This window comes from Mesorhizobium sp. M0037, assembly GCF_040323635.1.
Taxonomy (GTDB): domain Bacteria; phylum Pseudomonadota; class Alphaproteobacteria; order Rhizobiales; family Rhizobiaceae; genus Mesorhizobium.
Map to the genome: position 1 here is coordinate 134,270 of NZ_JAMYVB010000014.1, position 25,997 is coordinate 160,266.

Annotated in this window: 25 protein-coding genes and 1 tRNA gene; 21 read left to right on the plus strand and 5 right to left on the minus strand. The window is 62.5% G+C overall.

Features of this window, described 5'->3' with window-relative positions; genetic code table 11:
- Positions 1 to 119 precede the first annotated feature (119 nt).
- From nagZ to NKJ78_RS21250, 10 genes are all read left to right on the plus strand, one after another.
- Positions 120 to 1,139 (plus strand): beta-N-acetylhexosaminidase, encoded by a 1,020-nt coding sequence (gene nagZ, locus NKJ78_RS21205; protein WP_023681654.1) that lies wholly within the window; start codon positions 120 to 122, stop codon positions 1,137 to 1,139.
- 174 nt (positions 1,140 to 1,313) lie between these two features.
- The gene (locus NKJ78_RS21210; protein ID WP_023667690.1) at positions 1,314 to 2,114 is read left to right on the plus strand and encodes a segregation and condensation protein A; all 801 of its coding nucleotides are present in this window, start codon (positions 1,314 to 1,316) and stop codon (positions 2,112 to 2,114) included.
- Positions 2,111 to 2,878, plus strand: a complete 768-nt coding sequence (gene scpB / locus NKJ78_RS21215; RefSeq protein ID WP_023667689.1) for an SMC-Scp complex subunit ScpB — start codon at positions 2,111 to 2,113, stop codon at positions 2,876 to 2,878. The genes NKJ78_RS21210 and scpB overlap by 4 nt, the downstream gene beginning before the upstream one ends.
- Before the next feature lie 180 nt (positions 2,879 to 3,058).
- On the plus strand, positions 3,059 to 3,280 hold the full coding sequence (locus tag NKJ78_RS21220) for a twin-arginine translocase TatA/TatE family subunit (RefSeq protein ID WP_023681650.1): 222 nt from the start codon (positions 3,059 to 3,061) through the stop codon (positions 3,278 to 3,280).
- Between the two features lie 86 nt (positions 3,281 to 3,366).
- Positions 3,367 to 4,107, plus strand: a complete 741-nt coding sequence (tatB, locus tag NKJ78_RS21225; protein ID WP_023688218.1) for a Sec-independent protein translocase protein TatB — start codon at positions 3,367 to 3,369, stop codon at positions 4,105 to 4,107.
- Positions 4,104 to 4,979 carry a twin-arginine translocase subunit TatC gene (tatC, locus tag NKJ78_RS21230; RefSeq protein WP_023667686.1) on the plus strand — a complete coding sequence of 292 codons (876 nt, stop codon included), beginning with the start codon at positions 4,104 to 4,106 and terminating at the stop codon, positions 4,977 to 4,979. Before tatB ends, tatC begins: the two co-directional genes overlap by 4 nt.
- A gap of 116 nt (positions 4,980 to 5,095) precedes the next feature.
- The gene (serS, locus tag NKJ78_RS21235) at positions 5,096 to 6,400 is read left to right on the plus strand and encodes a serine--tRNA ligase (protein ID WP_352562625.1); all 1,305 of its coding nucleotides are present in this window, start codon (positions 5,096 to 5,098) and stop codon (positions 6,398 to 6,400) included.
- Positions 6,400 to 7,161 carry a 5'/3'-nucleotidase SurE gene (surE, locus tag NKJ78_RS21240; protein WP_023688221.1) on the plus strand — a complete coding sequence of 254 codons (762 nt, stop codon included), beginning with the start codon at positions 6,400 to 6,402 and terminating at the stop codon, positions 7,159 to 7,161. The genes serS and surE overlap by 1 nt, the downstream gene beginning before the upstream one ends.
- A 26-nt stretch (positions 7,162 to 7,187) precedes the next feature.
- Entirely contained in the window at positions 7,188 to 7,841 is a 654-nt protein-coding gene (locus NKJ78_RS21245; protein WP_023697616.1) for a protein-L-isoaspartate(D-aspartate) O-methyltransferase, read from the plus strand.
- 356 nt (positions 7,842 to 8,197) lie between these two features.
- Positions 8,198 to 9,697, plus strand: coding sequence for a peptidoglycan DD-metalloendopeptidase family protein (locus NKJ78_RS21250; protein ID WP_352459111.1), 1,500 nt, complete (start codon positions 8,198 to 8,200; stop codon positions 9,695 to 9,697).
- 100 nt (positions 9,698 to 9,797) lie between these two features.
- On the opposite strand, the gene NKJ78_RS21255 is transcribed toward NKJ78_RS21250, so the two are convergent.
- Complete coding sequence (locus NKJ78_RS21255) at positions 9,798 to 10,673, minus strand: ATP-binding protein (protein ID WP_352459110.1); 876 nt, start codon at positions 10,671 to 10,673, stop codon at positions 9,798 to 9,800.
- Between the two features lie 285 nt (positions 10,674 to 10,958).
- Between NKJ78_RS21255 and yajC the strand changes: the two genes are divergently transcribed.
- From yajC to NKJ78_RS21280, 5 genes are all read left to right on the plus strand, one after another.
- Entirely contained in the window at positions 10,959 to 11,306 is a 348-nt protein-coding gene (gene yajC, locus NKJ78_RS21260) for a preprotein translocase subunit YajC (RefSeq protein WP_023667680.1), read from the plus strand.
- A gap of 54 nt (positions 11,307 to 11,360) precedes the next feature.
- Positions 11,361 to 12,356: a SecDF P1 head subdomain-containing protein gene (locus tag NKJ78_RS21265; RefSeq protein ID WP_352459109.1), complete on the plus strand. Its 996-nt coding sequence runs from the start codon at positions 11,361 to 11,363 to the stop codon at positions 12,354 to 12,356.
- Positions 12,357 to 12,573: 217 nt separating this feature from the next.
- Positions 12,574 to 15,126, plus strand: a complete 2,553-nt coding sequence (secDF, locus tag NKJ78_RS21270; protein WP_023667677.1) for a protein translocase subunit SecDF — start codon at positions 12,574 to 12,576, stop codon at positions 15,124 to 15,126.
- An 11-nt stretch (positions 15,127 to 15,137) separates the two neighbouring features.
- Entirely contained in the window at positions 15,138 to 15,527 is a 390-nt protein-coding gene (locus NKJ78_RS21275; RefSeq protein ID WP_023667676.1) for an Mth938-like domain-containing protein, read from the plus strand.
- A 25-nt stretch (positions 15,528 to 15,552) separates the two neighbouring features.
- Positions 15,553 to 16,371: a phytoene/squalene synthase family protein gene (locus NKJ78_RS21280; RefSeq protein ID WP_502901610.1), complete on the plus strand. Its 819-nt coding sequence runs from the start codon at positions 15,553 to 15,555 to the stop codon at positions 16,369 to 16,371.
- A 36-nt stretch (positions 16,372 to 16,407) separates the two neighbouring features.
- Here the strand turns inward: NKJ78_RS21280 and trmFO are convergent, their stop codons facing one another.
- From trmFO to NKJ78_RS21295, 3 genes are all read right to left on the minus strand, one after another.
- A complete protein-coding gene (gene trmFO / locus NKJ78_RS21285) occupies positions 16,408 to 17,820 on the minus strand; it encodes a methylenetetrahydrofolate--tRNA-(uracil(54)-C(5))-methyltransferase (FADH(2)-oxidizing) TrmFO (RefSeq protein ID WP_023739009.1) in 1,413 nt (470 codons plus the stop codon).
- 491 nt (positions 17,821 to 18,311) lie between these two features.
- Complete coding sequence (locus NKJ78_RS21290) at positions 18,312 to 18,455, minus strand: DUF1127 domain-containing protein (protein ID WP_023667673.1); 144 nt, start codon at positions 18,453 to 18,455, stop codon at positions 18,312 to 18,314.
- Between the two features lie 51 nt (positions 18,456 to 18,506).
- On the minus strand, positions 18,507 to 18,647 hold the full coding sequence (locus NKJ78_RS21295) for a DUF1127 domain-containing protein (protein WP_006335194.1): 141 nt from the start codon (positions 18,645 to 18,647) through the stop codon (positions 18,507 to 18,509).
- Between the two features lie 235 nt (positions 18,648 to 18,882).
- Here NKJ78_RS21295 and NKJ78_RS21300 point away from each other — a divergent pair, with 235 nt between their 5' ends.
- From NKJ78_RS21300 to NKJ78_RS21310, 3 genes are all read left to right on the plus strand, one after another.
- Complete coding sequence (locus tag NKJ78_RS21300) at positions 18,883 to 19,995, plus strand: DUF2157 domain-containing protein (RefSeq protein WP_352562626.1); 1,113 nt, start codon at positions 18,883 to 18,885, stop codon at positions 19,993 to 19,995.
- Positions 19,992 to 20,573: a GDYXXLXY domain-containing protein gene (locus NKJ78_RS21305; protein ID WP_023697610.1), complete on the plus strand. Its 582-nt coding sequence runs from the start codon at positions 19,992 to 19,994 to the stop codon at positions 20,571 to 20,573. The genes NKJ78_RS21300 and NKJ78_RS21305 overlap by 4 nt, the downstream gene beginning before the upstream one ends.
- Before the next feature lie 75 nt (positions 20,574 to 20,648).
- Positions 20,649 to 22,097: an aromatic amino acid lyase gene (locus NKJ78_RS21310; protein WP_352459106.1), complete on the plus strand. Its 1,449-nt coding sequence runs from the start codon at positions 20,649 to 20,651 to the stop codon at positions 22,095 to 22,097.
- Between the two features lie 101 nt (positions 22,098 to 22,198).
- Here the strand turns inward: NKJ78_RS21310 and NKJ78_RS21315 are convergent.
- A tRNA-Leu gene (locus NKJ78_RS21315) sits at positions 22,199 to 22,283 on the minus strand.
- Between the two features lie 352 nt (positions 22,284 to 22,635).
- Here NKJ78_RS21315 and tig point away from each other — a divergent pair.
- The 3 genes from tig to NKJ78_RS21330 all read left to right on the plus strand — a co-directional run bounded on the left by tig (position 22,636) and on the right by NKJ78_RS21330 (position 25,831).
- The gene (tig, locus tag NKJ78_RS21320; protein ID WP_352444120.1) at positions 22,636 to 24,108 is read left to right on the plus strand and encodes a trigger factor; all 1,473 of its coding nucleotides are present in this window, start codon (positions 22,636 to 22,638) and stop codon (positions 24,106 to 24,108) included.
- Between the two features lie 256 nt (positions 24,109 to 24,364).
- Positions 24,365 to 24,745, plus strand: coding sequence for a c-type cytochrome (locus NKJ78_RS21325; protein WP_023667668.1), 381 nt, complete (start codon positions 24,365 to 24,367; stop codon positions 24,743 to 24,745).
- A 153-nt stretch (positions 24,746 to 24,898) separates the two neighbouring features.
- Positions 24,899 to 25,831, plus strand: a complete 933-nt coding sequence (locus tag NKJ78_RS21330; protein WP_023688232.1) for a heme o synthase — start codon at positions 24,899 to 24,901, stop codon at positions 25,829 to 25,831.
- The last annotated feature ends 166 nt before the right edge of the window (positions 25,832 to 25,997 follow it).

The window sequence follows — 25,997 nt, forward strand, 5'->3', positions numbered from 1 at the left end:
ATCAGAGCCGGTGCGTTCCCAAGGGTCGCGCCGGCTTTTTCATGTGGATGGGCGAGAGGTTGAGGCGCTTGCCGTCCGGGGAGATTCCCTTTGCCGGCGCGAAGCCCTAAACTGGTGGAATGACCGAATCAAAATCCATGATCCTCGGCTGTGCCGGGAAATCGCTGACCCGCGAAGAAATCCGTTTCTATCGCAATGAATGCCCGTGGGGCTTCATCCTGTTTGCGCGCAACATCGGCGAAACCGAGCAGATCCGCGATCTGGTCGCCGAAATGCGCGACTGTATCGGGCGCCCCGATGCGCTGGTGTTCATCGACCAGGAAGGTGGCCGGGTGCAGCGCCTGCGGCCCCCGCTGGCGCCGAACTATCCCGCCGGCGGCGCGCTCGGTGCATTGTGGCGCAAGGACCATGATGCCGGCACCCGCGCTGCCTGGCTGATGGCGCGGCTGCACGCCTTCGACCTGTTACGCTACGGTATCTCTGCCGATTGCCTGCCGGTGCTGGACGTGCCGATCGAGGGCGCCAGCGACGTCATCGGCGCGCGCGCCTATGGCAAGGAGCCGCGCCCGGTCATCGAACTCGGCCGCGCGGCGGCGGAAGGGCTGATGTCGGGCGGCGTGCTGCCGGTCATGAAGCACATTCCGGGTCACGGGCGCGCCTTTGCCGACACGCATTTCGAACTGCCTGTGGTCGATGCCTCGCTGAGCGACCTGCAGCGGCATGATTTCGCCCCGTTCCGCGAGCTTAGCCATCTGCCGATGGCGATGACGGCGCATGTCGTCTACAGCGCCATCGATCCGAACAACCCAGCGACCACCTCAGGCAAGGTCATCGACGAGATCATCCGCCGCGAGATCGGCTTCGACGGGCTGTTGATGAGCGACGACACCTCGATGAAGGCACTTTCTGGGGATTTCCCGACAAAGGCGGCCTCGATCCTTGCGGCGGGCTGCGATCTGGTCCTTCACTGCAATGGCGTTTTCGAGGAGATGGCGGGCATCGCATCGCGAACCACGGGACTTGAAGGGACATCGCTGGAGCGCGCCAAGCGGGCGCTGACCTATATAAGGGATCGCGACCGGGCCGACGAAACCGAGATACGCGCCGAGTTTGCCACCTATTTCGATGCGGTGGCCTAGAGACGGATGATTTCAGGTCTGCTCGACCTGAAATCTGAATCCGTCTCTAAATTAGATAGAGAGAGCATGATGTCGTCCGAAAACCGCTTCACACTTTTCGGCATCATGCTCTAACCAGAGGTAAAGGAACAAGTGGCGGAAACATTGGACAGCAAGGCTGCGAAGGCCGCACCGATGGACCGTCTGTGGGCCGAGAACGACGATTCACGGGTCACCGGCGACCCGTCGCTTGTCGTCGACGTCGCCGGGTTCGAAGGTCCGCTCGACCTCTTGCTGCATCTCGCCCGCAACCAAAAGGTCGATCTGTCGCGGATTTCCATCTTGGCGCTGGTCGAGCAATATCTGACCTTCGTCGAGACGGCGAGGGCGCTGAGGCTTGAGCTTGCCGCCGACTACCTGGTGATGGCGGCGTGGCTGGCCTTCCTCAAGTCGAAGCTCCTCATCCCCAAGCAGCCCGGCGAGGAAGGCGAAAGCGGCGAGGAACTGGCCGCGGTGCTGCAGTTCCGGCTGAAGCGTCTGGAGGCCATGCGCGACGCCTCGGCAAGGCTGGTCAACCGCAACCGGCTCGGCCGCGACGTGTTTGCACGCGGCATGCCTGAGATGGTCATCGTCGAGAAGCGTAACGCCTATTCGGCCTCGCTCTACGATTTGCTCACCGCCTATGCGCAGCAGCGCCAGAAACAGGCGATCACCAATGTGACAATTGCCCGGCGTGGCGTGTGGTCGCTCAAGGATGCGCGCGATATCCTGACCCGGCTGATCGGCTCGCTGCGCGACTGGACGGCGCTGGACAGCTATCTGATCAATTACCTGACCAGCCCGGACGAACGGCGTACCGCGATTGCCAGCTCGTTTGCGGCGTCGCTGGAACTGGTGCGCGAAGGCAGCATCGAGATGCGACAGGACCAGGTGTTCGCGCCGCTCTATCTGCGCGGCCGCGCGCAACCAATCAAGGCAGTCGAGGTGGCATCATGAGCGAACGCGCCAACGCTTCGGTCATTCCGTTCAAGGTCGAAGAAGAGACCGAGGAGGGCATTATCGCCCAGGACCCGACTGATACCCTGCTTCTGAATCCTGGCGAACGGCTGCATATGGCCGAAGCCATACGCATGGCCGAGGCGATCGTGTTCGCCAGCGCCGAGCCGGTCAGCGAAAAGCAGCTCGCAGCCAGATTGCCCGATGGCATCAGCATTGCCGCTGCCATGGCTGAGCTGCAGCAGATCTATGCGCGGCGCGGCGTCAATCTGGTTCGGGTCGGCGATGCCTGGGCTTTCCGTACCGCCGGCGATCTCGCCTTCCTGATGAGCCGCGACACGGTGCAGCAGCGCAAGCTGTCGCGCGCCGCGCTCGAAGTGCTGGCGATCATCGCCTACCACCAGCCGGTGACGCGCGCCGAGATCGAGGACATCAGAGGCGTCGAGACCTCGAAGGGCACGCTGGATACGCTGCTCGAAACGGAATGGGTGCGCATGCGCGGCCGCCGCCGCACGCCCGGCCGTCCCGTCACCTACGGCACGACAGACACTTTCCTCGACCATTTCGCACTGGAGGAGATCCGCGATCTTCCTGGGATGGACGAACTGAAGGGGGCAGGGCTGCTCTCCGGCCGCATGCCGTCGAATTTCGCCATCCCGTTGCCGCCGGCCGATCCGGACGCGCTGACCGAGGACGAGGATGCGTTGACCGACATCGATCTCGAGGAACTCGGCCTGCTGACGCCGCGCGTCACGGAAGATTGACCGCAAGCCGCTGTCAAAAAGCTGCATTGCTGCGGTAGATGCGCCGATTGGTAGCGGGCAGCTTTGCCGAAAATGCGTGACATAAGCCGCGCCTTCATAAACTTTGTCGCTGTTGTGTTTGAATCCCAACGCGAAAACGCATAGATCATCGCCAGGGAAAACATTCGAGAGAGAGTTACAATGGGTTCATTTTCGATTTGGCACTGGATGATCGTGCTGGTGATCGTGCTGCTGGTGTTCGGCCGCGGCAAGATACCCGAGCTGATGGGCGACATGGCCAAGGGCATCAAGAGCTTCAAGAAGGGCATGGCCGACGACGATACCGCCGAAGACAAGCGCACCGTCGAGCACCGCCCGGACGAGACCGTTTCGGCAGTGAAGGAAAAGGCCAGCAAGAGCTGAGCCGAAGGTTGTTGCTTTTGTGCAAGTCGTTGTCCCAAAACCGCTTCGCACTTTTGGGCGACAAGCACTAGTCGGAACTGATTGCCATGTTTGAAGTCGGCTGGACCGAAATGCTGGTGATCGCGATCGTCATGATCGTGGTCGTCGGACCCAAGGATTTGCCCAATATGCTGCGCACCTTCGGCCGCACGACGGCGAAGCTGCGTGCCATGGCCTCCGACTTCCAGAAGCAGTTCAACGAGGCGTTGAAGGAAGCCGAGCTCGACGACGTCAAGAAGTCTGTCGATACGCTGCGCGGCCTCAATCCGGCGGCCGAAATCCGCAAGCAGCTCAATCCGTTCGAACAGGCGGCAGCCGAGGTTCGCTCCGGCGTCGATGCGGTGATGAAGCCGAAGCCCGCCGTCGACCCCGCAACGCCGGCGGCAGAAACACCACAGGCGGCCGAGCCGCTCAAGAACGGCGCGACGGTGATGCCCGGCGTCAACGGACCGGAAACAGCGCCGGCGGCGCCGATCCTTCCGGCGATGACCGACGAGGCGGTGGTGACACCGGCTGCAGCAACAGCAGCGCCACGAAACGCGCGCGCCAAGGGGGCTGCGATATCAAAGGCCCCGGCAACCAAAACAGCGGCAGCCAAGGCAGCACCGGCAAAGCCGGCGCCTGCGGCGAAGGTTGCGGCCAAGCCGTCAGCGGCGCCCGCCAAGGCTGCACCCGGAAAAGCCGCCACCAAGCCGGCTGCTGCACCGAAGGCAGTCACAAAGGCTGAGCCGAAGCCTGCGCCGGCCACGAAGCCCGCGTCCAAGAAGACGGCGGGGGCCGCCAAGTGAGCATTACGGACAGCGAAAAGGACGAGATCGAGAAGTCGTCGGCTCCGCTGATGGAGCATCTGATCGAACTGCGCCGGCGGCTGATCTGGTCGATCGGCGGTTTCTTCGTCGCCTTCCTCGTCTGCTTCTTCTTTGCCAAGAAGCTGTTCAATCTTTTGGTCGTTCCGTTCAAATGGGCCACGCAGTGGGCCGGGCTCGATCCGCACAAGGTCGAGCTGATCTATACGGCGCCGCAGGAATTCTTCTTCACCCAAGTCAAGCTCGCCATGTTCGGCGGCATGGTCATCGCCTTTCCGCTGATCGCCACGCAGATCTACAAATTCATCGCGCCAGGCCTCTACAAGAACGAACGCAACGCCTTCCTGCCGTTCCTGATCGCATCGCCGATCCTGTTCCTGATGGGAGCGTCGCTGGTCTATTTCTTCTTCACGCCGATGGTGATGTGGTTCTTCCTCGCCATGCAGCAGGCCGGCACCGACGACCAGGTGCAGATTTCGCTGCTGCCGAAAGTGTCGGAATATCTCAGCCTGATCATGACGCTGATCTTCTCTTTCGGCCTGGTGTTCCAGCTGCCGGTGGTGACCAGCCTGATGACGCGCGTCGGCATGCTGTCGTCGAAGGCGCTGGCCGAGAAGCGCAAATGGGCGATCGTCATCGCCTTCGTCGTCGCGGCGGTGCTGACGCCGCCTGATCCGATGAGCCAGATCGGTTTGGCCATCCCGACCATCCTGCTCTACGAGGTGTCGATCTGGGCGGCCCGGCTGATCGAGCGCGATCAGGTCAAGCAGAAGCTGGCGCGCGAGAAGCAGGAAGCCGCCGAAGCCGTGGCCGAAAAGGCGGCGGACGCGTCCTCAAAGCAGGCTCGTTCATAGGCTGTCGCGTTCGGGTATCCGCGTTAGCGGAAAAACGCGACAGCCGCTGACCCTCATCTTGCATCGATGAAGGATGCGGTTTACCCCCTCAGCCTTATTCTGAGGACGAACCAACCATGCTTGATATCAAATGGATTCGCGACAACCCGAAGGCCCTTGTCGAGGCGCTGGCCAAGCGCTCGTGGTCGGTTGACGAGGCGCAGTCCACGGTCGATGAGCTGATCAAGAAGGACGAAGCGCGGCGCGAGCACGTCACCGAGCTGCAGACCAAGCAGGAACGCCGCAACGCCGCCTCGAAGGAGATCGGCAACGCCATGCGTTCGGGCGACACGGCACTTGCCGAAAAGCTCAAGGCCGAAGTCGGCGATATCAAGACCTTCATCCAGAATGGCGAGGCGCGCGAGCGCGAGCTCGACAAGACGCTGAACGATGCGCTGGCGGTGCTGCCGAATGTGCCGCTCGACGACGTGCCGGTCGGCAAGGACGAGCACGACAATGTCGTCAAGCATATCGTCGGCGAGGTGCCGACTCGGCCGAACTGGGTGAAGGAGCATTTCGAGATCGGCGAAGCGCTCGGCATGATGGATTTCGAGCGGGCGGCAAAGCTGTCGGGATCACGCTTCACCGTGCTGAAGAGCGGGCTGGCGCGGATGGAGCGCGCCATCGGCCAGTTCATGCTCGATCTGCACACGACCGAGCATGGCTATGAAGAAGTCATCCCGCCACTGATGGTGCGCGACGAAGTGCTTTTCGGGACCAACCAGCTGCCGAAATTCGAGGACGACCTGTTCTTCGTGCAGCATGGCGATGGCCGGCTCGGGTTGATTCCAACCGCCGAGGTCCCGCTCACCAACCTGGTGCGCGAAGAAATCACGGCCCATGAAAAGCTGCCGCTGCGCTATACGGCGCTGACGCCGTGTTTCCGCTCGGAAGCGGGCTCCGCCGGCCGCGACACGCGCGGCATGTTGCGCCAGCACCAGTTCTACAAGGTCGAGCTGGTCTCGGTCATCGACCAGGAGTCTTCGCTCGCCGAGCACGAGCGGATGACGCAGTGCGCGGAAGAGGTGCTGAAGCGACTGGAGCTGCCGTTCCGCACCATGGTCCTGTGCACGGGCGACATGGGGTTTGGCGCGCGCAAGACCTACGACATCGAGGTCTGGCTGCCCGGCCAGAACGCCTATCGCGAAATCTCGTCCTGCTCGGTCTGCGGCGACTTCCAGGCCAGGCGCATGGATGCCCGCTACAAGGACCGGGATGGCAAGGGCAACCGCTTTGTGCACACGCTGAACGGTTCGGGCACCGCTGTCGGCCGTGCGCTGATTGCCGTCATCGAAAACTACCAGAATGAGGATGGCAGCGTAACCATTCCTGAAGTGCTGCGGCCTTATATGGGCGGTCTGGCGAAGATCGAATCGAAGTAATGCGCATCCTTCTGACCAATGATGACGGCATCCATGCCGAGGGCCTGGCGTCGCTCGAACGCATCGCCCGCACGCTGTCGGACGATGTCTGGGTCGTGGCGCCGGAGCAGGACCAGTCCGGCTACGCGCACTCGCTGTCGATCTCGGAGCCGCTCCGGCTGCGCAAGATCGGCGAGAAACACTACGCCGTGCGCGGCACGCCGACCGACTGCGTCATCATGGGCGTCAAGAAGATCCTGCCTGGCGCGCCGGACCTGATCCTGTCCGGTGTCAATTCCGGCGCCAACATCGCTGACGACGTCACCTATTCCGGCACCGTCGCCGGCGCCATGGAAGGCGCGCTGCTCGGCATCCGCTCGATCGCACTCAGCCAGGGTTATTCCTATGTCGGCGAGGACCGCGTCGTTCCCTATGAGACCACCGAGGCGCTGGCGCCGGCGTTGCTGAAAAAGCTCGTCGCCATGCCGCTGCCGGACGGCGTGCTGCTCAACGCCAACTTTCCCAACTGCCTGCCTGACGAGGTTGCCGGCACCGTCGTGACGTCGCAGGGCAAGCTGGTGCACAGCCTTTGGGTCGACGAGCGCCGCGATGGGCGCGGCCTGCCTTATTACTGGCTGCGCTTCGGCCGCGAGCCGGTCGAGGGCAAGCAAGGCACCGATCTCCATGCTCTGCACAACCGGCTGGTGTCGGTGACGCCGCTGCAGCTCGACCTCACCGCGCATGAAATCCGTGACCAACTGACCAAAGCGCTGTCTGATTAAGGTTTTGGCATGAACAAGGTTTCTGCATGAACATGCCGCTCGACGATCGCGAGGGTTTTGCCGCTTTCCTGCTGCGCCTGCGCGGCCAAGGCGCGGTGCCGAAGGCGCTGATCGCAGCCTTCGAGGCGACGCCGCGGCGCGGCTTCCTCAACGGCCAGTTCCATTCGATCGCCTGGTCGGACGGGATGCTGCCGATCGAGTGCGGCGAGGCGATCGAGGGCGCCGACCTGCAGGCGGCGGTGATTGCGGCCCTGGCAATAGAGCCCGGCAACCGGGTGCTCGAGATCGGCACCGGCTCGGGCTACACGGCAGCGGTGATGTCGCGGCTCGCGGCTCGCATCGTCAGCGTCGACCGCTACAAGACGCTGGCCGAGCAGGCCAGGCAACGCTTCGAGGCGCTCGGCATCGGCAATGTCATCGTGCGCCAGGCCGATGGTTCCACCGGCCTTGCCAACGAAGCGCCGTTCGACCGCATCGTAGCCTGGGCGGCTTTCGACAGCCTGCCGCGCTTCCTGCTCGACCAATTGTCGAGCGGCGGCATCGTCATTGCCCCGATCGGGCCGGAGGAGGGCGAGCAGGTGCTGGCCAAGCTGACCAAGGTCGGCAGCCGCTTCGAGCGCGAGGATATCGGCACCGTGCGCCTGCAGCCGATCCTGCGCAGCGTCGCGGCGGTTATCTGAATTCTGCCTGTCACGCGCTTCGAAGGTAAGCCGAAGCCGATCGTTTCGTCATCACGGGCGAAGCAAGGAGCGTAGCGACGTAGCGCAGACCCGAGGATCCATGCCGCGCCATCAAGGCGTTGCTACGGCGCAGAATTCTGCTCTGCTGCATTCTTCGGCCAATGTCACGGAATGGATCCCAGGGTCTCCGCGACGGCGCTTCGCGCCTGCTTCGCCCAGGGATGACGACGTTGGTGAAGGCGCCTTACAAAATGTTTTAAGAAAATTTGCGTCTGATTCTATGGGGTTAACCCGCCAGTAACATTAACGCGCTTTAATCATGACCAGTGTGTACCGGGTCTGTGCGGGTTAGTGCGATGCAATTCAGTGTTTTGAAGGCAAACGGGCGTACTCTGTCGCGGGGCTGCGCTGTCCTCATGCTAGCCGGAGTGGCGGCGGGGTGTAGCTCCCAAGTCTCGCGGTTCAATGGTGTCGACGACGTCTTCACCTCCTCGACCAACAATCAGCGCGCCATCATCGACAAGCAGAGCACTGCGCAGCCCTATCCGGGCGATGTGGCGGCCGAGCCGATCGCTGCGGCACCTGTCGATGGCAGCCATAACGAGTCGGTCAGCCGCTCCAGCCTGGAGCCAGTCACCGTCCAGCAGCTGCCGCCGCCGAGCGCGCCCAAAGCTGCTCCGATGCGCACCGCTTCCGCGCCGGCGCTTGCACCGGCACCGCATGTCGACAGAACGACTACCGGCACCGTCCAGCCGGCGAGGCCGTTCAAGAATGCCGGTGACTCCGATCCGAAACCAGTTGCGGCTGGTACGCCGCATGCGACCGAGATCGTGGTCAGCGACGGCGAGACCATTTCCGGCATCGCTCATCGCTATCATGTGCCCGCCGACGTGATCATGAAGGTCAACGGCTTGAGCGCCACCAAGGGGCTGAAGACCGGTCAGAAACTGGTCATCCCGGCCTATGCCTATTCAAGCAAGGGGACAGAGCCGAAACTTGCCGACGGCAAGCCGGCAAACAGCCCCAAGGCGCCGGCGCCGGAGAAGATCGCCGTACTGCCGCAGCAGCCGAAACTCAAGGACGGCAAGTCCGCCGCGCAGGTTGACGCTTCGGCAGCGAACAAGCCGAAGACCGACAAGCCGGCGCAGACTGCCTCGGCCGCGCCAAAAGCCGGCGCGGGCACCTACACGGTCCAGTCGGGCGACAGCCTGTCCTCCATCGCCATGAAGACCGGCGTTGGCATCGTGGCGCTGAAGCAGGCGAACGGCATGCAAGACGGCCTGCTCAAGATCGGCCAGACGCTGAAGGTTCCGGCAGGTGGCACCGCAACGGTCGCCAGCGCCAAGCCGGCCAAAGTTGATCCGGTGACGACCGCGACCACCCAACCGGCGGCAAAGCTGACGGAGACGCTCGCCACCTACACGCCGCCGAAGAAGGACGCCAAGGTTATCCAGCAGGCCGAGGACGACGACGCTGTTGCGCCCGATGCCACCGGCATCGGCAAGATGCGTTGGCCGGTGCGTGGCCGCGTCATCTCCAATTTTGGTGGCGGCAAGGATGGTGTCGACATCGCCGTGCCTGAGGGGACGCCGGTCAAGGCGGCCGAAAACGGCGTGGTCATCTATGCCGGCGACGGCCTCAAGGAATTCGGCAATACGGTTCTGGTGCGCCACGAAAACGGGCTGGTCACCGTCTATGGTCACGCCAGGTCGATCGAAGTGCAGCGCGGCCAGAAGGTCAAGCGCGGCCAGGAAATCGCGCTGTCGGGCATGAGCGGGACCACCGACTCGCCGAAACTGCACTTCGAAGTGCGCAAGAACTCGGCCCCGGTCGACCCCTCTGGCTATCTCGAATAGAACAATAAACGTTTTGCAGGCCGTCTGACCTCCAGTCCGGCCCGCCGGCTCAGCCCGCTCCGCAAGGGGCGGGCTTTTTCAGTGACCTGACGCAAATCAATCAGTCGTTCAGCGGCTTGCCGAGCCGGCCGGCCAGATCCTGGGTGAACTGCCAGGCGACGCGGCCCGAGCGGCTGCCGCGCGTCGTTGCCCATTCCAGGGCGTCGGCGCGCAGCTGCTCCGGGTCGATCTTCAGTCCATGATGGGTGGCATAGCCGTTGACCATATCGAGATATTCGTCCTGCGAACATTTGTGGAAGCCGAGCCACAGGCCGAAGCGGTCGGACAGCGAAACCTTTTCCTCGACCGCCTCGGACGGGTTGATGGCGGTCGAGCGCTCATTGTCGATCATGTCCCGCGGCAACAGGTGCCGGCGGTTCGACGTGGCGTAGAAGATGACATTGGCCGGGCGGCCCTCGACGCCGCCTTCAAGGGCTGCCTTCAGCGACTTGTAGGAGGTGTCGTCATGGTCGAAGGAGAGGTCGTCGCAAAACAGGATGAAGCGAAACGGCGCCGCCTTCAGCAGGCCCATCAGCCTGGGCAGCGTGTCGATATCCTCGCGGTGGATCTCGATCAGTTTGAGCGGCAGGTCGGATTTGGCCTGGGCGTTGATCTGCGCATGCACGGCCTTGACCAGCGAGGATTTGCCCATGCCGCGCGCACCCCACAGCAACACGTTGTTGGCGGCGTGGCCGGCGGCGAAGCGCTCGGTGTTTTCGACCAGAATGTCGCGCACGCGGTCGACGCCGCGGATCAGGCCGATGTCGACGCGATTGACCTTGCGCACCGCCTCGAGATAGCCGGGGTCGGCCTGCCAGACGAAGCAATCGGCCACGGCAAGATCGGTCTGCGGCACCGGCGGCGGGGCGAGGCGGGTGACCGCCTCGATCAGGCGGTCGAGCTTTTGGTTCAGGGCCTCGATGGTGCTGTCGGTCATGTCTCGTCTTTTATGTTTCTGCACGAACGTGCGTAGGGGCGGAAATCGTCCTGGTGGAAGCTGCATGAAAACCGCTTCCAAGCTTTTGTTTGAGCATGATCTTTTGCGAAAACCACGCCGGCTTTCCGGGAGCATGCTCTAACACGGGTCAACCGGCCGGAAAAGCAGCCGAAAGCCAGGCCTCGCAGTTGCATTGGCAACTTTACCCACTATATTCCGGCCAAATTTGGCGGGGCCGTCTCGTGGCCCTTTTTCGTATCCCAGTTCATATCCCAGGAGTTCTTGATGTTCGTCACACCGGCATATGCCCAAGCTACCGGAACTCCACTTGGTCCGTTCGGGGACATCGGCATGATCCTGCCGTTCGTGCTGATCTTCGTGATCATGTATTTTCTCATCATCCGGCCGCAGCGCGCGCAGCTGAAGAAGCGCCAGGAGATGATCTCGGCTGTGCGCCGGGGCGACACGGTCATCACCGGCGGCGGCTTCGTCGGCAAGGTGACCAAGGTGATCGACGACAATGAGCTTGAGATCGACCTCGGCGGCGGCACCAAGGTGACGGCGCTGCGCTCGACGATCGCCGATGTGCGGGTCAAGGGCGAGCCGGTGGCCAACCAGAACGCCAAGAAGTAAGCCAGTTTCCCAAGCGGAGCGATCCGCGGGCAGAGCTCTGACAAAAGACGGCGTATGGTCCATTTTTCGCGCCTGAAAATGATCCTGATCTGGCTTGCTATGGCCACAATGCTCGTCGACGCGCCCAGTCTTCACGCTGCCGGCGCGGACGTGCTGCTTCGATTGGACGCGACCGATGTGATCGATCGCCGGTTGGAGGCGACGCGTGACGAAATCAGGACGCTGCTGCGCGATGCAAGGATCGGCTATACTGGTCTTGCTAAGTCGGGTCGGGCCGTTCAGGTGCATATCACCGACGCCGCTCAGGTCGGCGCGGCCAAGATGGCATTGGAGGCGGTGACTGATCCTGTCCTTGGCAGCGCTGGTCCGGTCCAGGAAGTGATCCTGGATGATACCGGAGCAGCGTTGCTCAGGTTCACGGTAACAGACACAGGTATCAAGTATCGGATGTCGATCGCGCTTGCGCAGTCGATCGTGGTCATTAAGAATCGCCTGCGTGATCTTGGTGTAGCCGACCCAGTAGTGCGGCCAGAGGGCGAAGACGGTATGCTGGTCCGGACCTCGGGCGTTGCGGATTTGCAAAGGCTGAGGAGAATTCTCACCCGAACCGGAATGCTGACTTTTCAGTGGGTTGATGAGTCGATGCCGGTCGCTGATGCGATCAATGGCCGGACGCCCGCTGGCTCGGTGGTGGTTTATTCGAAGGACGATCCACCGGTTCCCTATCTGGTTGAGAGCCGAACGATCGTTTCCAGTGACGACATTGTCAATGCTCAGGCGACTCCCAACTCCGTCACAAATGAGCCGGCGGTTTCGTTCACCTTCGATTCCAGGGCAACGGCACGCGTTGCGCAGGCGACCTCGCAGAATGTCGGCAAGCTATTTGCGATGATCCTCGACAACCAAGTGCTTTCGGTGCCAGTCGTCCGCGAGCCAATTCTTAACGGCCGCGGCCAGATATCGGGCAACCTTACAAAGGAGAACGCCGATGATCTGGCCTTGCTTTTGCGTTCCGGACCGATGCCTGCACAATTGAAAATAGTCGAGTAGCGCACGATAGCGCCCGGCGGTGATCAGAATTAGAATGGAACCGACAGAGGCGATTGACGCCGAAACCGCTGCCGGCGGCAGCGCCAAATTGACCTCAGCGCGCTCGACAATCGGCGAAGTGCGGGTTAAGGGCGAGCCGGTGGCAAATAAGAACGCCAAGAAATAACCGAATTGTCGGCGGAACGATCCGCCAGTACGCCCTGACGGACAACGCCATATGCTGTATTTTTCGCGCCTGAAGATGATCCTGATCTGGATCGCCGTGGCCGTCACATTCATCCTTGCCGCGCCAAATCTCTTCCCGGCCAGCACATTGGCGCAATTGCCCAACTGGGTGCCGAAGCGGCAGATGACGCTTGGTCTCGATCTGCAGGGCGGTTCGCACATCCTCTTGCAGATGGACCAGAATGATCTCGTCAAGGCGCAGCTGGAAACGACGCGAGACGAGATCCGCACGCTGCTGCGCGATGCCAAGGTGGGCTATACCGGCCTTGGCGGCACCGGCAGGACCGTACAAGTGCGCATCACCGATCCAACCCAGATCGATGCCGCCAAGGCGGCGCTTAAGCCGCTGACCGATCCGGTCGCCGCCGGCCTGTTCACCGGTGGCTCCATCCAGGAAATGTCCCTGGATGATTCCGAAGCCGGGCTGCTCAAATTCACCGTCACCGACGCCGGCATCAAATACCGCACCTCAGCCGCATTGGCGCAGTCGATCGAAGTCGTCGAGCGTCGCGTCAACGAACTCGGCACCACCGAGCCGATCGTGCAGCGGCAGGGCGACGACCGTGTGCTCGTCCAGGTGCCGGGCCTGCAGGATCCGCAAAGGCTGAAGGAGATCATTGGCCAGACCGCCAAGATGACCTTCCAGATGGTCGATACCTCGATGTCGGTGCAGGATGCGCTGAACGGCCGCCCGCCGGCAGGCTCCTCGGTGCTTTATTCGCAGGACGATCCGCCGGTTCCGTATCTGGTGGAAAATCGCGTCATCGTGTCCGGCGAGGATCTTGCCAAGGCCACCGCAACTTATGATTCCCGAAACAACGAGCCAGTGGTTTCGTTCGTCTTCAACTCGCGCGGTGCGACACGGTTCGGCCAGGCGACGCAGCAGAATGTCGGCAAGCCGTTCGCCATCATCCTCGACAATCAGGTGATTTCGGCGCCGGTGATCCGCGAACCGATCCTCGGCGGCAGCGGCCAGATTTCAGGCAATTTCACCGCCGAAAGCGCCAACGACCTCGCCGTGCTGCTGCGCGCCGGTGCGCTGCCGGCAAAGCTGACCGTGATCGAAGAACGCACGGTGGGCCCGGGCCTCGGCCAGGATTCGATCCATGCCGGCAAGGTCGCCGGCATCATCGGCTCCATTCTCGTCGTCGCCTTCATGTTCGTCGCGTACGGACTTCTCGGCTTCCTCGCCAACATTGCGCTCGCCGTGCACGTGGCGATGATCGTCGGGGTCTTGTCGCTGCTTGGCGCGACGCTGACCTTGCCCGGCATTGCCGGTATCGTGCTGACCATCGGCATGGCGGTCGATTCCAACGTGCTGATCTATGAGCGCATCCGCGAGGAGCGACGGGCCGGCCGTTCGGTCATCCAGTCGATCGACACCGGCTTCACCAAGGCGTTGGCGACCATCGTGGATTCCAACGTGACGTCGCTGATTGCCACGGTCGTGCTGTTCTATCTCGGCACCGGACCGGTGAAGGGCTTCGCCATCACCTATGCCATCGGCATCCTGACCACGGTGTTCACCGCCTTCACCTTCACCCGTCTGCTGGTGTCGATCTGGCTGCGCCGCGCGCGTCCGAAGGAATTGCCGCGTGCGCCGGTGACCTTCGTTCCGGCCGGCACGAAAATCCCGTTCATGGGCATCCGCCGCTGGACCTTTGCACTGTCCAGCCTGCTGTCGATCGCGTCGGTTATCGGATTCCTGACCATCGACATCAACTACGGCATCGACTTCAAGGGCGGCTCGATCATCGAGGTGCAGTCCAAGCAAGGCGACGCCGATATTGGCGATATCAGAAGCCGGCTGTCGGAGCTAAACATCGGTGAAGTGCAGGTCCAGCAATTCGGCGCGCCGAACGACGTGCTGATCCGCGTCGGCACCCAGGATGGCGGTGAGAACGCCGAGCAGACCGTCATCGACAAGGTGCGCGGCGAGCTCCAGGACAATTACGATTTCCGCCGCGTGGAGGTAGTGGGTCCCACCGTTTCGGGCGAACTGGCCAAGCAAGGCACGATCGCCATGATCATCGCGCTGATCGGCATCCTGGTCTATGTCTGGTTCCGCTTCGAATGGCAGTTCGCGGTCGGCGCGATCGTGGCGACGGTACACGATGTGGTGATGACGCTGGGCTTCTTCGTCATCACCGGGCTCGAATTCAACCAGTCTTCGCTGGCGGCGATCCTGACCATTATCGGCTATTCGCTCAACGACACGATCGTCGTCTATGACCGTGTTCGAGAAGATTTGCGAAAATACAAACGAATGCCGCTCCCGCAATTGTTGAACAACGCCATCAACGAGACTCTGTCGAGAACGACGCTGACTTCGGTGACGACCATCCTGGCGCTGCTGGCCCTGGTGCTGTTCGGCGGCGAGGTGATCCGCTCGTTCACCATGGCGATGCTGTTCGGCGTCGTCTTCGGTACCTATTCGTCGATCTTCATCGCAGCGCCCTTGCTGATCCTGTTCAGGCTCAGGCCGCAGGGAGCGAGCGCCGATGAGGAGAAGCCGGTTGGTGGCGGCAAGGCCATGGCGACCTGACGGCTGCGCTGGTGGCAAAAGGTATCGTCATCCGCGAGGCGCATTTCCCCGGACGGGCGCCGATCGAAGCCTACGGCAATGGCGGCTTCCGCTTCGCCGACATGTCGCATCGCGGCTCGCTTCTTTGCCTGCCCTCCGGCATCCATGGCTGGGAGCCGGCCGATCCGCTGGCCCTGACGGCGGCGGATTTCGACCTGCTGCTGGCCGAGGCCGACAAGGTCGAGATCCTGCTGGTCGGCACAGGCAAGGATTTGCGGCCCTTGCCGGCAGCACTTCGGGCGGCGCTGAAGGCGGCTGGCATTGGCTCCGACCCGATGTCGACGGGGGCAGCGGTGCGGACCTACAATGTTCTGCTTGCCGAAGACCGCGCCGTGGCCGCGGCGCTGATCGCCGTCGACTGACGTGACCGATACAGCTGACATCGTCATGGAGGCGGTGCGCGCCGGCGACCATGACCGCTATGTCAGCGCACTCTATGCACCGGCCGACAAGCGCGCGGCGCTGTTTTCGCTTTACGCCTTCAATGCCGAGATTGCGTCTGTCCGAGACCGCATCCACGAGGCATTGCCGGGCGAAGTGAGGCTGCAATGGTGGCGCGATGTCATCGCTGCTGAAGCCGCAGCCACAGGCAACCCGCTCGCCGATGCGCTGAAGGCGACGATTTCTGCCCATGGCCTGCCCAAAACTGCCTTCGACAACATGCTCGAGGCCCGCATCTTCGACCTCTATGACGATCCGATGCCGTCGCGCACCGATCTCGAGGGATATTGCGGCGAGACGGCGGCCGCGCTGATCCAGCTGGCGGCGATGGTGCTCGATCCCAATCAGGCGCCGCGCTTTGCCGAACTGGCGGGCAGGGCCGGCTGCGCCCAGGCGATGACCGGCCTGTTGCTGCTGTTGCCGCTGCATCGCCGACGCGGGCAATGCTTCGTGCCGGCGGATATCCTTGCAGCGGCCGGCTCATCGCCGGAAGAGTTCGTCGGCGGCGACGACGGCCCCGGCGCTCAGCGCGCGGTGGCTGCGATGATTGCATTGGCGCAGGAGCATCTCCGCGCTTTCGAGCAAGGGGCGTCCGCACTTCCGGAAACGCTGCGTCCGGCGTTCCTGCCGCTGGCGCTGACCAGCGCCTATCTCGGCAAGATGGCCAATGGCCGCTCGCCGCTTGGTGGCGCAGCCCGGCTTTCGGCTCTGCGCCGGCATTGGCTGTTGCTCAGGCGCGCAACGCGGGGTTGGCCAGCGAGTTGACGTAAACGTCAATCGCGTTAGGACTCTGAGACTTGGCTATTCAGCAGCTTCCGATGTTTGCGCCGGCAGCCCTAGCCACTCCCGACAATCTGCCCGCGCGCGTGAGGTGATCGCGTGGCGCTTGGCCACCGTCTTGTCCTTGCCGCGCAGGCGTTTGCCTTCGGTCTTCGGTGCTTCCACCGGCGGGAACAGGCCGAAATTGACGTTCATCGGCTGGAACGAGCGTTTGCCCGGCTCGTCGTCGGAAACGATGTGGCCGCCGGTGATGTGGTTGAGCAAGGCGCCGAAGGCGGTGGTGAGCGGTGGCAGCGATGGCGCGTGGCCGAGCCGCTCGGCGGCGGCGAAGCGGCCGGCGAGCAGGCCGATCGCCGCGCTCTCGACATAGCCCTCGCAGCCGGTGATCTGGCCGGCAAAGCGCAGGCCCGGCCGCGACTTCAGCTGCAGCGAGGCGTCGAGCAAGGTCGGCGAATTGATGTAGGTGTTGCGGTGCAGGCCGCCAAGACGGGCGAACTCGGCGTTTTCCAGGCCCGGAATGGTGCGGAAGACGCGCACCTGCTCGGCATGCTTCAGCTTGGTCTGGAAACCGACCATGTTGTAGAGCGTGCCCAGCGCATTGTCCTGGCGCAGCTGCACCACGGCATAGGCTTTTACCGTCGGATTGTGGGCATTGGTCAGCCCCATCGGCTTCATCGGCCCGTAGCGCAGCGTCTCGACGCCGCGCTCGGCCATGATTTCGATCGGCAGGCAGCCGTCGAAATAGGGCGTGCCTTCCCACTGCTTGAATTCGGTCTTCTGGCCGTCGACCAGCGCCTGTACGAAGGCGAGATACTGGTCCTTGTCCATCGGGCAGTTGATGTAGTCCTTGCCGGTGCCGCCGGGCCCAACCTTGTCGTAGCGCGACTGGAACCAGCAAATGTCCATGTCGATCGTGTCGAAATGGATGATCGGGGCAATCGCGTCGAAGAAGGCCAGCGCATCGGCGCCGGTTGCCTCGACGATCGACTGGGCGAGCGACGGCGCGGTCAGCGGTCCCGTGGCGATGATCGCCTGGTCCCACTCCGCCGGCGGCAGGCCCGGCACTTCCTCGCGCTCGATGGTGATCAGCGGGTGCGCTTCAAGCTTTTTCGTCACCGCGTCGGAGAAACCGTCGCGATCCACGGCCAGCGCGCCGCCTGCCGGCACCTGGTTGGCGTCGCCGGCACTCATGATCAGCGAGCCGGCCAGCCGCAGTTCGGCATGCAGCAGGCCGACGGCGTTGTTCTCGGCATCGTCGGAGCGGAAGGAATTGGAACAGACAAGTTCGGCAAGCCCATCGGTCTTGTGCGCATCGGTGCCGCGCACCGGGCGCATCTCATGCAAAATGACGGGAACACCGGCTTGTGCTGCCTGCCAGGCGGCTTCGGAGCCGGCGAGGCCGCCGCCGACGATGTGGATAGGATTTTTGCTCATGAGCGCCGGAATAATCGCTTGGCGCGCCGTTTGCAATTGGCCGGTGCGAGCGTGGGTCATTGTCGTGCAACGACGGAGCTCGACTTTCTTATGTCCGCAGCGACGGTCTGATGGCGGCGTAAAGCGCCTCGATCGACTGCATGCGCAATTGAAAAGCCTGCCCAAAAACAACAACACCCGCCGCGGGAGGAGGTGCGGCGGGTGTCGTTTTTGGGGCCGATCCTCGGGAGGAGGTGGGGATCGGCCGTATTCGCCATTGCCGGGGAGGAGGTCGGCTTTGACGAAATTCTTTTCGCCGGATCGAGGGAGGCGAAATCCCTGGAAGACGACCTGCGTTCACTTTGGAGACGAACTGCGTTCGCTTTGGAAACAGCGCCCGCCGCGGGAGGAGGTGCGGCGGGCGCCGTTTTGGTGGTCAACCCTCGGGAGGAGGTGAAGGCTGACCGTATCCGTCAGGGTCGGGGAGGAGGTCGACCCTGGCGAAATTCTGGTTAGATCGTCGCCCTGCGGGCGATGATCTTGATCTCGTCGCGGACGATGCCGAGATCATGGAGCTGACGGTTCGAAAGGCGACCCAGCTCGGTAACGGTGTCGCGGTAAACGCGCCAGTTACGATAGTTGCGGATCAGGTTCATTGTCGTTCTCTTTTTCAAAACTGGTTCGGATCATTTGCGATCCGAAGAGGATTAGACCGCCTTGCGGGCGACGTAGTGGATGTCGCTGCGGCTGATGCCGAGGTCGGTCAGTTCACGGTTCGACAGGCGGCTCAGCTCGGAGACGGTGTCCCGGTAGCGGCGCCAGTTGCGGTAGTTGCGGATCAGGTTCATGGTAGTGCTCGTTTCGTCTTTCTTCGGATCATTCCGTTTGTGTACGAACAGTAAATAGGCTGGGTAATATCGATTTAAAAGTGCTGTTGGCGCATGGCAGCAATGCAAATTGTGCAATGCACCATCAACGCGCGTTCACGGCTTCGTCATGAAGAAACCCGAATCGGAAAATGACGTTGCGTCAACGATTTGGGCGGATCGGCTGTCAGAAAGACCAAGCTGGGGGAGAAGCGGCATGGCGAGTTATTCGTCACGGGCGAGGGCCGATATCGGGCGGTGGCTGCAGGCCGGCCTGATCGACGCCAAGACGGCCGATGCGCTTAAGTGCGACATCGACGCAAACGAGCGCAAATCGCTGAGCTTCGGCACTATATTGGCCATGATGGCAGCGCTGCTGTTCGGCGCCGCGATCCTGCTCTTCGTCGCCGCCAACTGGGACGCGATCCCGCGGCTGGTGCGGGTCGCGGCGCTGTTTGCCGTCATTCTCGCCGGCTATGTCGGCGGCGCGGTGTTGAAGATGCGCGACCATGCGGCGATCGGCGAGGCGCTGTGGATCGTGGCCGCCGCGGCCTTCGGCGGATCGATCGCGCTGATCGGCCAGATGTACCATCTCACGGGTGACGAAGCCTCGGCCATCGTCACTTGGGGCATCGGCACGGCATTAGCCGCGGTGGCGTTGCGCTCGAACCCGCTGACGGTCGCTGCCGTCGGCATATCCGTTGCCTGGCTGTTCGTGCGCGCGTTCGACTTTTATGACCGCCCCGTATTTCCGGATTTCTTCGTTATCATGGCGCCGGTGCTTTTTGTCGTCTCGTTGTGGACGCGCAGCCAGCCGGCACGCCACCTGATCATTCTCTCGGTCATTTTCTATATCGCGGTGCGCGGCCTGCACCAGAACACGCTCGCCCTGGCTATTCCTCTCGTCGTGGTGTCGGCGCTGCTGTTTGCGGTTTCGATCTTCGCCGCTGGGCCGGCCGACCGGATCTTGCAGCTCGGCGGGCGGTTGCCTTTGCACGCCTTGATCGGCTTTCTCACCGGGCTGGCGATGATGCAGATCGAACTGGGCGATGACAACGCCTTCAGCAACGGCTTTGCCATTGCGTCGGTCATCGCACTGGCCGGCATTGCCGCGGCGATCATGCTGGGCGGGCGCGAGAGCAGGGGGCTGCGCTGGGTTGCCTATGCCGGCTTTGCCTTCGAGCTCGCCATTATCTATGTCGTGACCTTGCAGACGATGCTCGGCACGGCCGGCTTCTTCCTGGCTGCCGCAGTGCTGTTCGGCATCCTGGCTCTCGTCATCATCCGTGTGGAAAAACGCATGAAGGCCCCGGAAGGAGCGGCAGCATGATGTCGGGAAAGAAACTTGTCATCTCGGCGCTGGTCCTGGCGCTCGTCCAGATCGGCTTCCTGAGCTGGATCATCGCCGGCCGCGCGGCGATCCTGCGCAACGGCAAGGAGGTCTTGCTGAAAGTCGAGCCGGTCGATCCGCGCGATCTGCTGCGCGGCGACTATATTATCCTCGGCTATGAAATATCGCGCTTGCCGGTGAAGCTGATCGCCAACATCCCGGCCGGCCAGCTCGTGAGCGAGAACACGCCGATCGTGGTCCGGCTGAAGCCGGGTGCCGACGGCTATTGGCATGCGACCACGGCCTGGTTCGGCAAGGCTCCGACGCCGGCGACCGCCGACGAAGCCGATATTGTCGGCCAGGTCGCGCCGGGCTGGACGCTTGATCCTGAATCCACGATCGCACCGCAATACGGCATCGACCGCTTCTACCTACCTGAGGGCCAGGGCATGGCGATCCAGAACGACATGCGGGTGCGGCCATTCGGCGTGCGCATCGCGCTCGCCGCCAGTGGCCAGGCACAGATCAAGGCGCTGATGGACGGCGACAAGACATTGTTTGAGGAACCGCTCTACTAGAAGACATTACCCAGGGCATGGATTTCGGCAACGATCGATCGCTTCGCCCTCATGCAAACCAGACGGGCGAAGACAATGCCGATTACGGTGACGACGCGCGAAGATATCAATCTCGATGCCGTTTTGCGCGTCGCCTGGAGAAACGACACGGTCGAAATCGGCGACAAGGCCTTGCAACGCATTGCCGAATGCCGCGCCTCGTTCCTGAAACTCATTGAGTCCGATCCGCCGCCGGTCATCTACGGCGTCACCACCGCGATGGGCGAGCTGGCAAGCCGCAAGCTCGAACTTGACGAGCGCGACCGCCATGCGCGCATCAAGGCTTTTGCTGCCGCCACATCGTTCGGTGAGCCATTGCCTGAGCGCGTCGTAAGGGCGATCGTGTTGGCGCGGCTGACCAACTTTATCGATGGCAATGCCGCGACCACGCCGCGCATCGCACGGGCGGTCGCGGCGATGCTCGACGGCGGCCCGATGCCGGTGGTGCCGTCGCAAGGGCAGGGTGGCGCCGGCGAGATCCTGGCGCTCTATCCGCTGTTTGCTGCGCTTACCGCCAGCCTTGAGCTTGAGGTGAAGGAGCGCGGTTCGCTGATCAACGGCTCGCCCTGCGCGGCGGCACTGGTGGCGGACGCAGCACTTGCCGCGCGTCGTCGCCTCGCCATGGCGCACAAGGTGTTCGCGCTGTCGATCGAAGCGTTTCGTGCGCCGCTCGAGCATTATGATGCAGCGCTCGACGGGCTCTGGGGCGACGAACACGAAGCGGCCGCCTTGCAAGGGTTGCGGCAGTTTCTGGTCGGCGCAGGGGATGGACGGCGCAATTATCAGGCGCCGGTCAGCTACCGCATCGTGCCGCGTGTGCTCGGCCATGCGCATCGGGCGCTGGCCGGCGCCGAGCAGGCGGCGACCGTATCGCTGGCCTCGATCTCGGACAATCCAGTCTATATCCCGCCCGACGCGGCGCACCCGCTGGGGCGCTGCATCTCGACCGGCGGCTATCACAATGCCATGGCGACGCCGGCGCTCGACGATCTGGCGGCGATCTGGGCCGATCTCTGCCTGCTCTGCGACCGCCACGCCTCAAAGCTGCTGAACGGCAAGGTGTCGCTGCTGCCCGACCTGTTGATGACCGGGCGGCATTGGGCCGACAGCGACGGGCACGGCAATGTCGGCTATGTGCCGATGGCGATCACCGGCTATCTCGAACAGGCCAAACTCGCGGCGCAGCGCACCTTCATTCCGGGCACCGAATCGGCCGGCGCCGGCCAGGACGACGTCGCCACCACCGCATTCTTCGCCTGGACCAAGGAAGCGACGGCCGGCCGCTGCCTCGATGCGGCAATGGCGATGCTGGCGATGATCGCCTCGCAGGCCCTGTACGTGACTGAACGCGCCGCGCCGCCGGCATTGCAGGATTTTGTCGCGGATATCAGGAAGATCGTGCCGCCGGTCGACGCCGACCGGGTGCTGGGGCCGGAGCTGGCGAAATTGGCGGAGTGGTTTACCGGTCAAGTGTTTGAAGTGTAGGCCGTCGCCGCCAGTCCTCCTACGCCACGGCTTCGGAGGACACCCTTCGCTTTATCAAGCTCCTGGGTGGCCTGCCACCCGAAGCTCGATAGAGCGAAGGGTGGTGCGGATGAAGGGACTCGAACCCCCACGCCTTTCGGCACTGGAACCTAAATCCAGGGCGTCTACCAGTTCCGCCACATCCGCATTTGTCGGCAATCCCATGTAGCCATCATTCTGTCAATGTCGGGGCGAAAATGTCTGCCGTTGGGGCGGTCATTCGCTGCAACGCGAAGATGGTTGAAAATTGGCCTCGCCTGTGACAAAAGGCGTGTCAAATGTGACGGGACGCGCCGATCCGCTTCTGCAGAATGTGATAAGAAGTAGGAAAAACAAGAACTTATTCACATCTTGGAACGCAGTTTGGAACAATTTGAGCCGTAATTTCGGTCAAATCGCCAGGTTCCGTACCAAAAGCCATTCCCGGCAAGATTGTACCGGCAGGCTGTGAACGGCAAGACGCCGTGGCAGCCTCTTTGGTGAAGATAAAGGTTTTACGATGCAGGTCACCGAAACGCTCAACTCCGGTCTCAAGCGCGAGATCAAGATCACCGTGCCGGCCGGTGATATGGAAGCCAAGCTGATGGCGCGGCTGTCCGACGCCAGGAACAAGGTCCGCATCAACGGCTTCCGTCCCGGCAAGGTGCCTGTGCAGCATTTGCGCAAGGTCTACGGCAAGTCGTTCATGGCCGAAGTGGTCAATGAGATCCTCAACGATTCGACCCGTTCGATCATCACGGGGCGCGGCGAAAAGGCCGCCATGCAACCTGAAGTGATCATGACGGAAGATGAGAAAGAGGCCGAGAAGATCCTGGCCGGCGGCGCCGACTTCGAATTCCGCCTCAACTACGAGGTCATCCCGGCGATCGAGATCAAGGATTTCTCCGACATCAAGGTGACGCGCCAGGTATTCGAAGTGCCGGACAGCGAGATCGACGAGCAGGTCCAGCGCGTTGCCGAATCGGCGCGCAGCTTCGAGCCGAAGACCGGCAAGGCCGCCGAAGGCGACCGCGTTTTGATCGACTATCTCGGGAAGATCGACGGCGAGGCCTTTTCCGGCGGCGCCGGCACCGACCAGCCGCTGGTTCTGGGTTCCAAGGAATTCATCCCGGGCTTCGAGGACCAGCTGATCGGCGCCAAGGCCGGCGACGAGAAGCAGGTCACGGTCACTTTCCCGGAAAACTACCAGGCAGCGCATCTGGCCGGCAAGGAAGCCACCTTCGACGTCACCGTCAAGGAAGTGTCCAAGCCCGGCGCGCTGGAAATCAACGACGAGATGGCCAAGAACCTCGGCCTGGAATCGCTGGAGCGCCTGCGCGACGTGGTGCGCGGCCAGATCGAGAACCAGTTCGGTTCGATGACCCGCCAGAAGGTCAAGCGCCAGCTGCTCGACCAGCTTGACGCGGCCTATTCGTTCGAGGCGCCGTCGAAGCTCGTCGATGCCGAGTTCAACAACATCTGGACCCAGGTCAACCGCGATCTCGAAGCCGCCGGCCGTACCTTCGCCGACGAGGAGACGACGGAAGAAGAGGCACGCGCCGAATATCTGCGGCTTGCCGAGCGCCGCGTGCGTCTCGGCCTGGTTTTGGCCGAGATCGGCGAGAAGGCCGGCGTCACCGTTTCCGACGAGGAACTGCAGCGCGGCCTGTTCGAGCAGGTGCGCCGCTACCCGGCCAACCAGCAGCAGGAAGCCTTCGAGTTCTATCGCAGCAATCCGGAAGCCCTGAACACGCTGCGCGCGCCGATGTTCGAGGAGAAGGTCGTCGACCATCTGCTCAGCCAGATCTCGGTCACCGACGTCAAGGTCAGCAAGGAAGAGCTGATGGCTGACGACGAAGAGGATACAGCCAAGGCCAAGCCGGCGAAGAAGGCCGCTGCCAAGAAGGCCGACAAGGCTGAAAAGGCCGACGACGCGGAAGAGCCGAAGAAGAAGGCAGCCCCGAAGAAGAAGGCCGCCAAGGACGCCGAATAAGCGCCTGACGACAAGATCAGAAAAGGCCGCCCTCGAGGCGGCCTTTTTCGTTGTGGCGGTCTCTTGAGCCACTGCAGACGACCTGAACCTTTGTACGGTCGACCTGTTCTACCTGCCGGCGATATTCTGTGGTACACAGGTGGCGCAATTCCACTGGGGAGAAGCGGAGAATCTATTCTGCCGTGCAGGGCGCATGCTGGTGCTACCGGCATGTGCAGACCGTCTCAGGCAAATTTGACGATCAGGGAGGAATGCCATGCGCTTGGTTGCGTTTTTCGCCGTCGTTTCCGTTGCAACTTTCATCGCCAATCCATCGCGGGCACAGGACGCCGCGGCGGGCGAGAAGGTCTTCACCAAATGCAAGGTCTGCCACGTCGCAGACCAAGATACCAACAAGATAGGCCCTTCGTTGCATGGCGTTATCGGCCGGACGGCCGGCACGCATCCGGATTTCAAATATTCCGAAGCCATGATCGCGGCCGGCACATCCGGCGTCAAATGGGATGAACCGACACTGACGACGTATCTTCACGACCCCAAGGCAATGGTCAAAGGGACGAAGATGGCGTTTCCCGGTCTCAAGAAGGACGAGGACGTCGCCAACGTCATCGCCTATCTGAAGCAATTTTCCCCGTAACCTGGCTCGTCGGCCGGCCAGAGCGTTTCACCGTCTCACGGAAACGGCGATCCGCTCGATCTCTTTGTTCTTACGCAATTCCGGACGGAAAACCGCATACGCTCTTTCTGGAATTGCTCTAGGCTGCCCGGTTTCCATCGATGGTCGTCTCAAATGTCGGTCAAGGAAAGCCTTAAGGATACCGGCGTCCGCCTCTCGGAAGCGACGGCCAGTGATTTCTTTGCGCTCTTGAAGCCTCGGGTCATGGCCCTTGCCGTCTTTACCGCCTTCGTCGGTCTGATGGTGGCGCCCGGCGCGATGAACCCGGTCATCGCCGTGATCGCCATAGGTGCGATTGCGGTTGGAGCGGGAGCGGCCGGCGCGCTCAACATGTGGTACGACGCCGACATCGACGCGCTGATGTCGCGCACGTCAAAGCGGCCAGTTCCGTCGGGCCGCGTCACGGCCGGCGAAGCGCTCGGCTTCGGCCTGGTGCTTTCCGCACTTTCGGTCATGACGCTCGGCGTGCTGGTGGGCTGGCTTGCCGCGTCACTGCTGGCCTTCACCATCTTTTTCTACGTCGTCATCTATACGATGTGGCTGAAGCGCTCGACACCGCAGAACATCGTCATCGGCGGCGCGGCGGGTGCCCTTCCTCCGATGATCGGCTGGGCGGCGGCCACCGGCGCCATCGGCATTGAAAGCCTCATCCTGTTCCTGATCATTTTCCTGTGGACGCCGCCGCATTTCTGGGCGCTCGCACTGTTCAAGGCCGGCGACTATGCCGCTGCCGGCATCCCGATGATGCCGAACGTGGCCGGCCAGGCCTCGACCAGAAGGCAGATCTTCGCCTATTCACTGCTCCTGGCACCGATCGGAGTGCTGCCCTGGGCGTTCGGATTTACGAGCGGGGTCTATGGGATTGTTTCGGCTGCATTGGGCGCGGGTTTCATCTGGCATGCCTGGAACGCCCTGGTCATCCTCGACAAGGAGATGAAGCCGGCCAAGGCGCTGTTTGCCTATTCGATCTTCTATCTTTTCGCGATCTTTGCCGTGCTGCTTGCCGACACCATAGCGATACGCGCGTTCATGTCAGCCGGAGGGTGACGGCATGACGCTGTGTTCGGAAACCTCGCCTTCCGGGAGCCTTTTGTAAGAACGGGCGACAAGCTCCAGTCAATGGAGTATATTGATTGCGGTGCAGGTCGCGGTTCGCGTGGCCAGTCATGCAGAACGGCAGCACCGTGAAACCGCGACCTTGCCGGACCTGGTC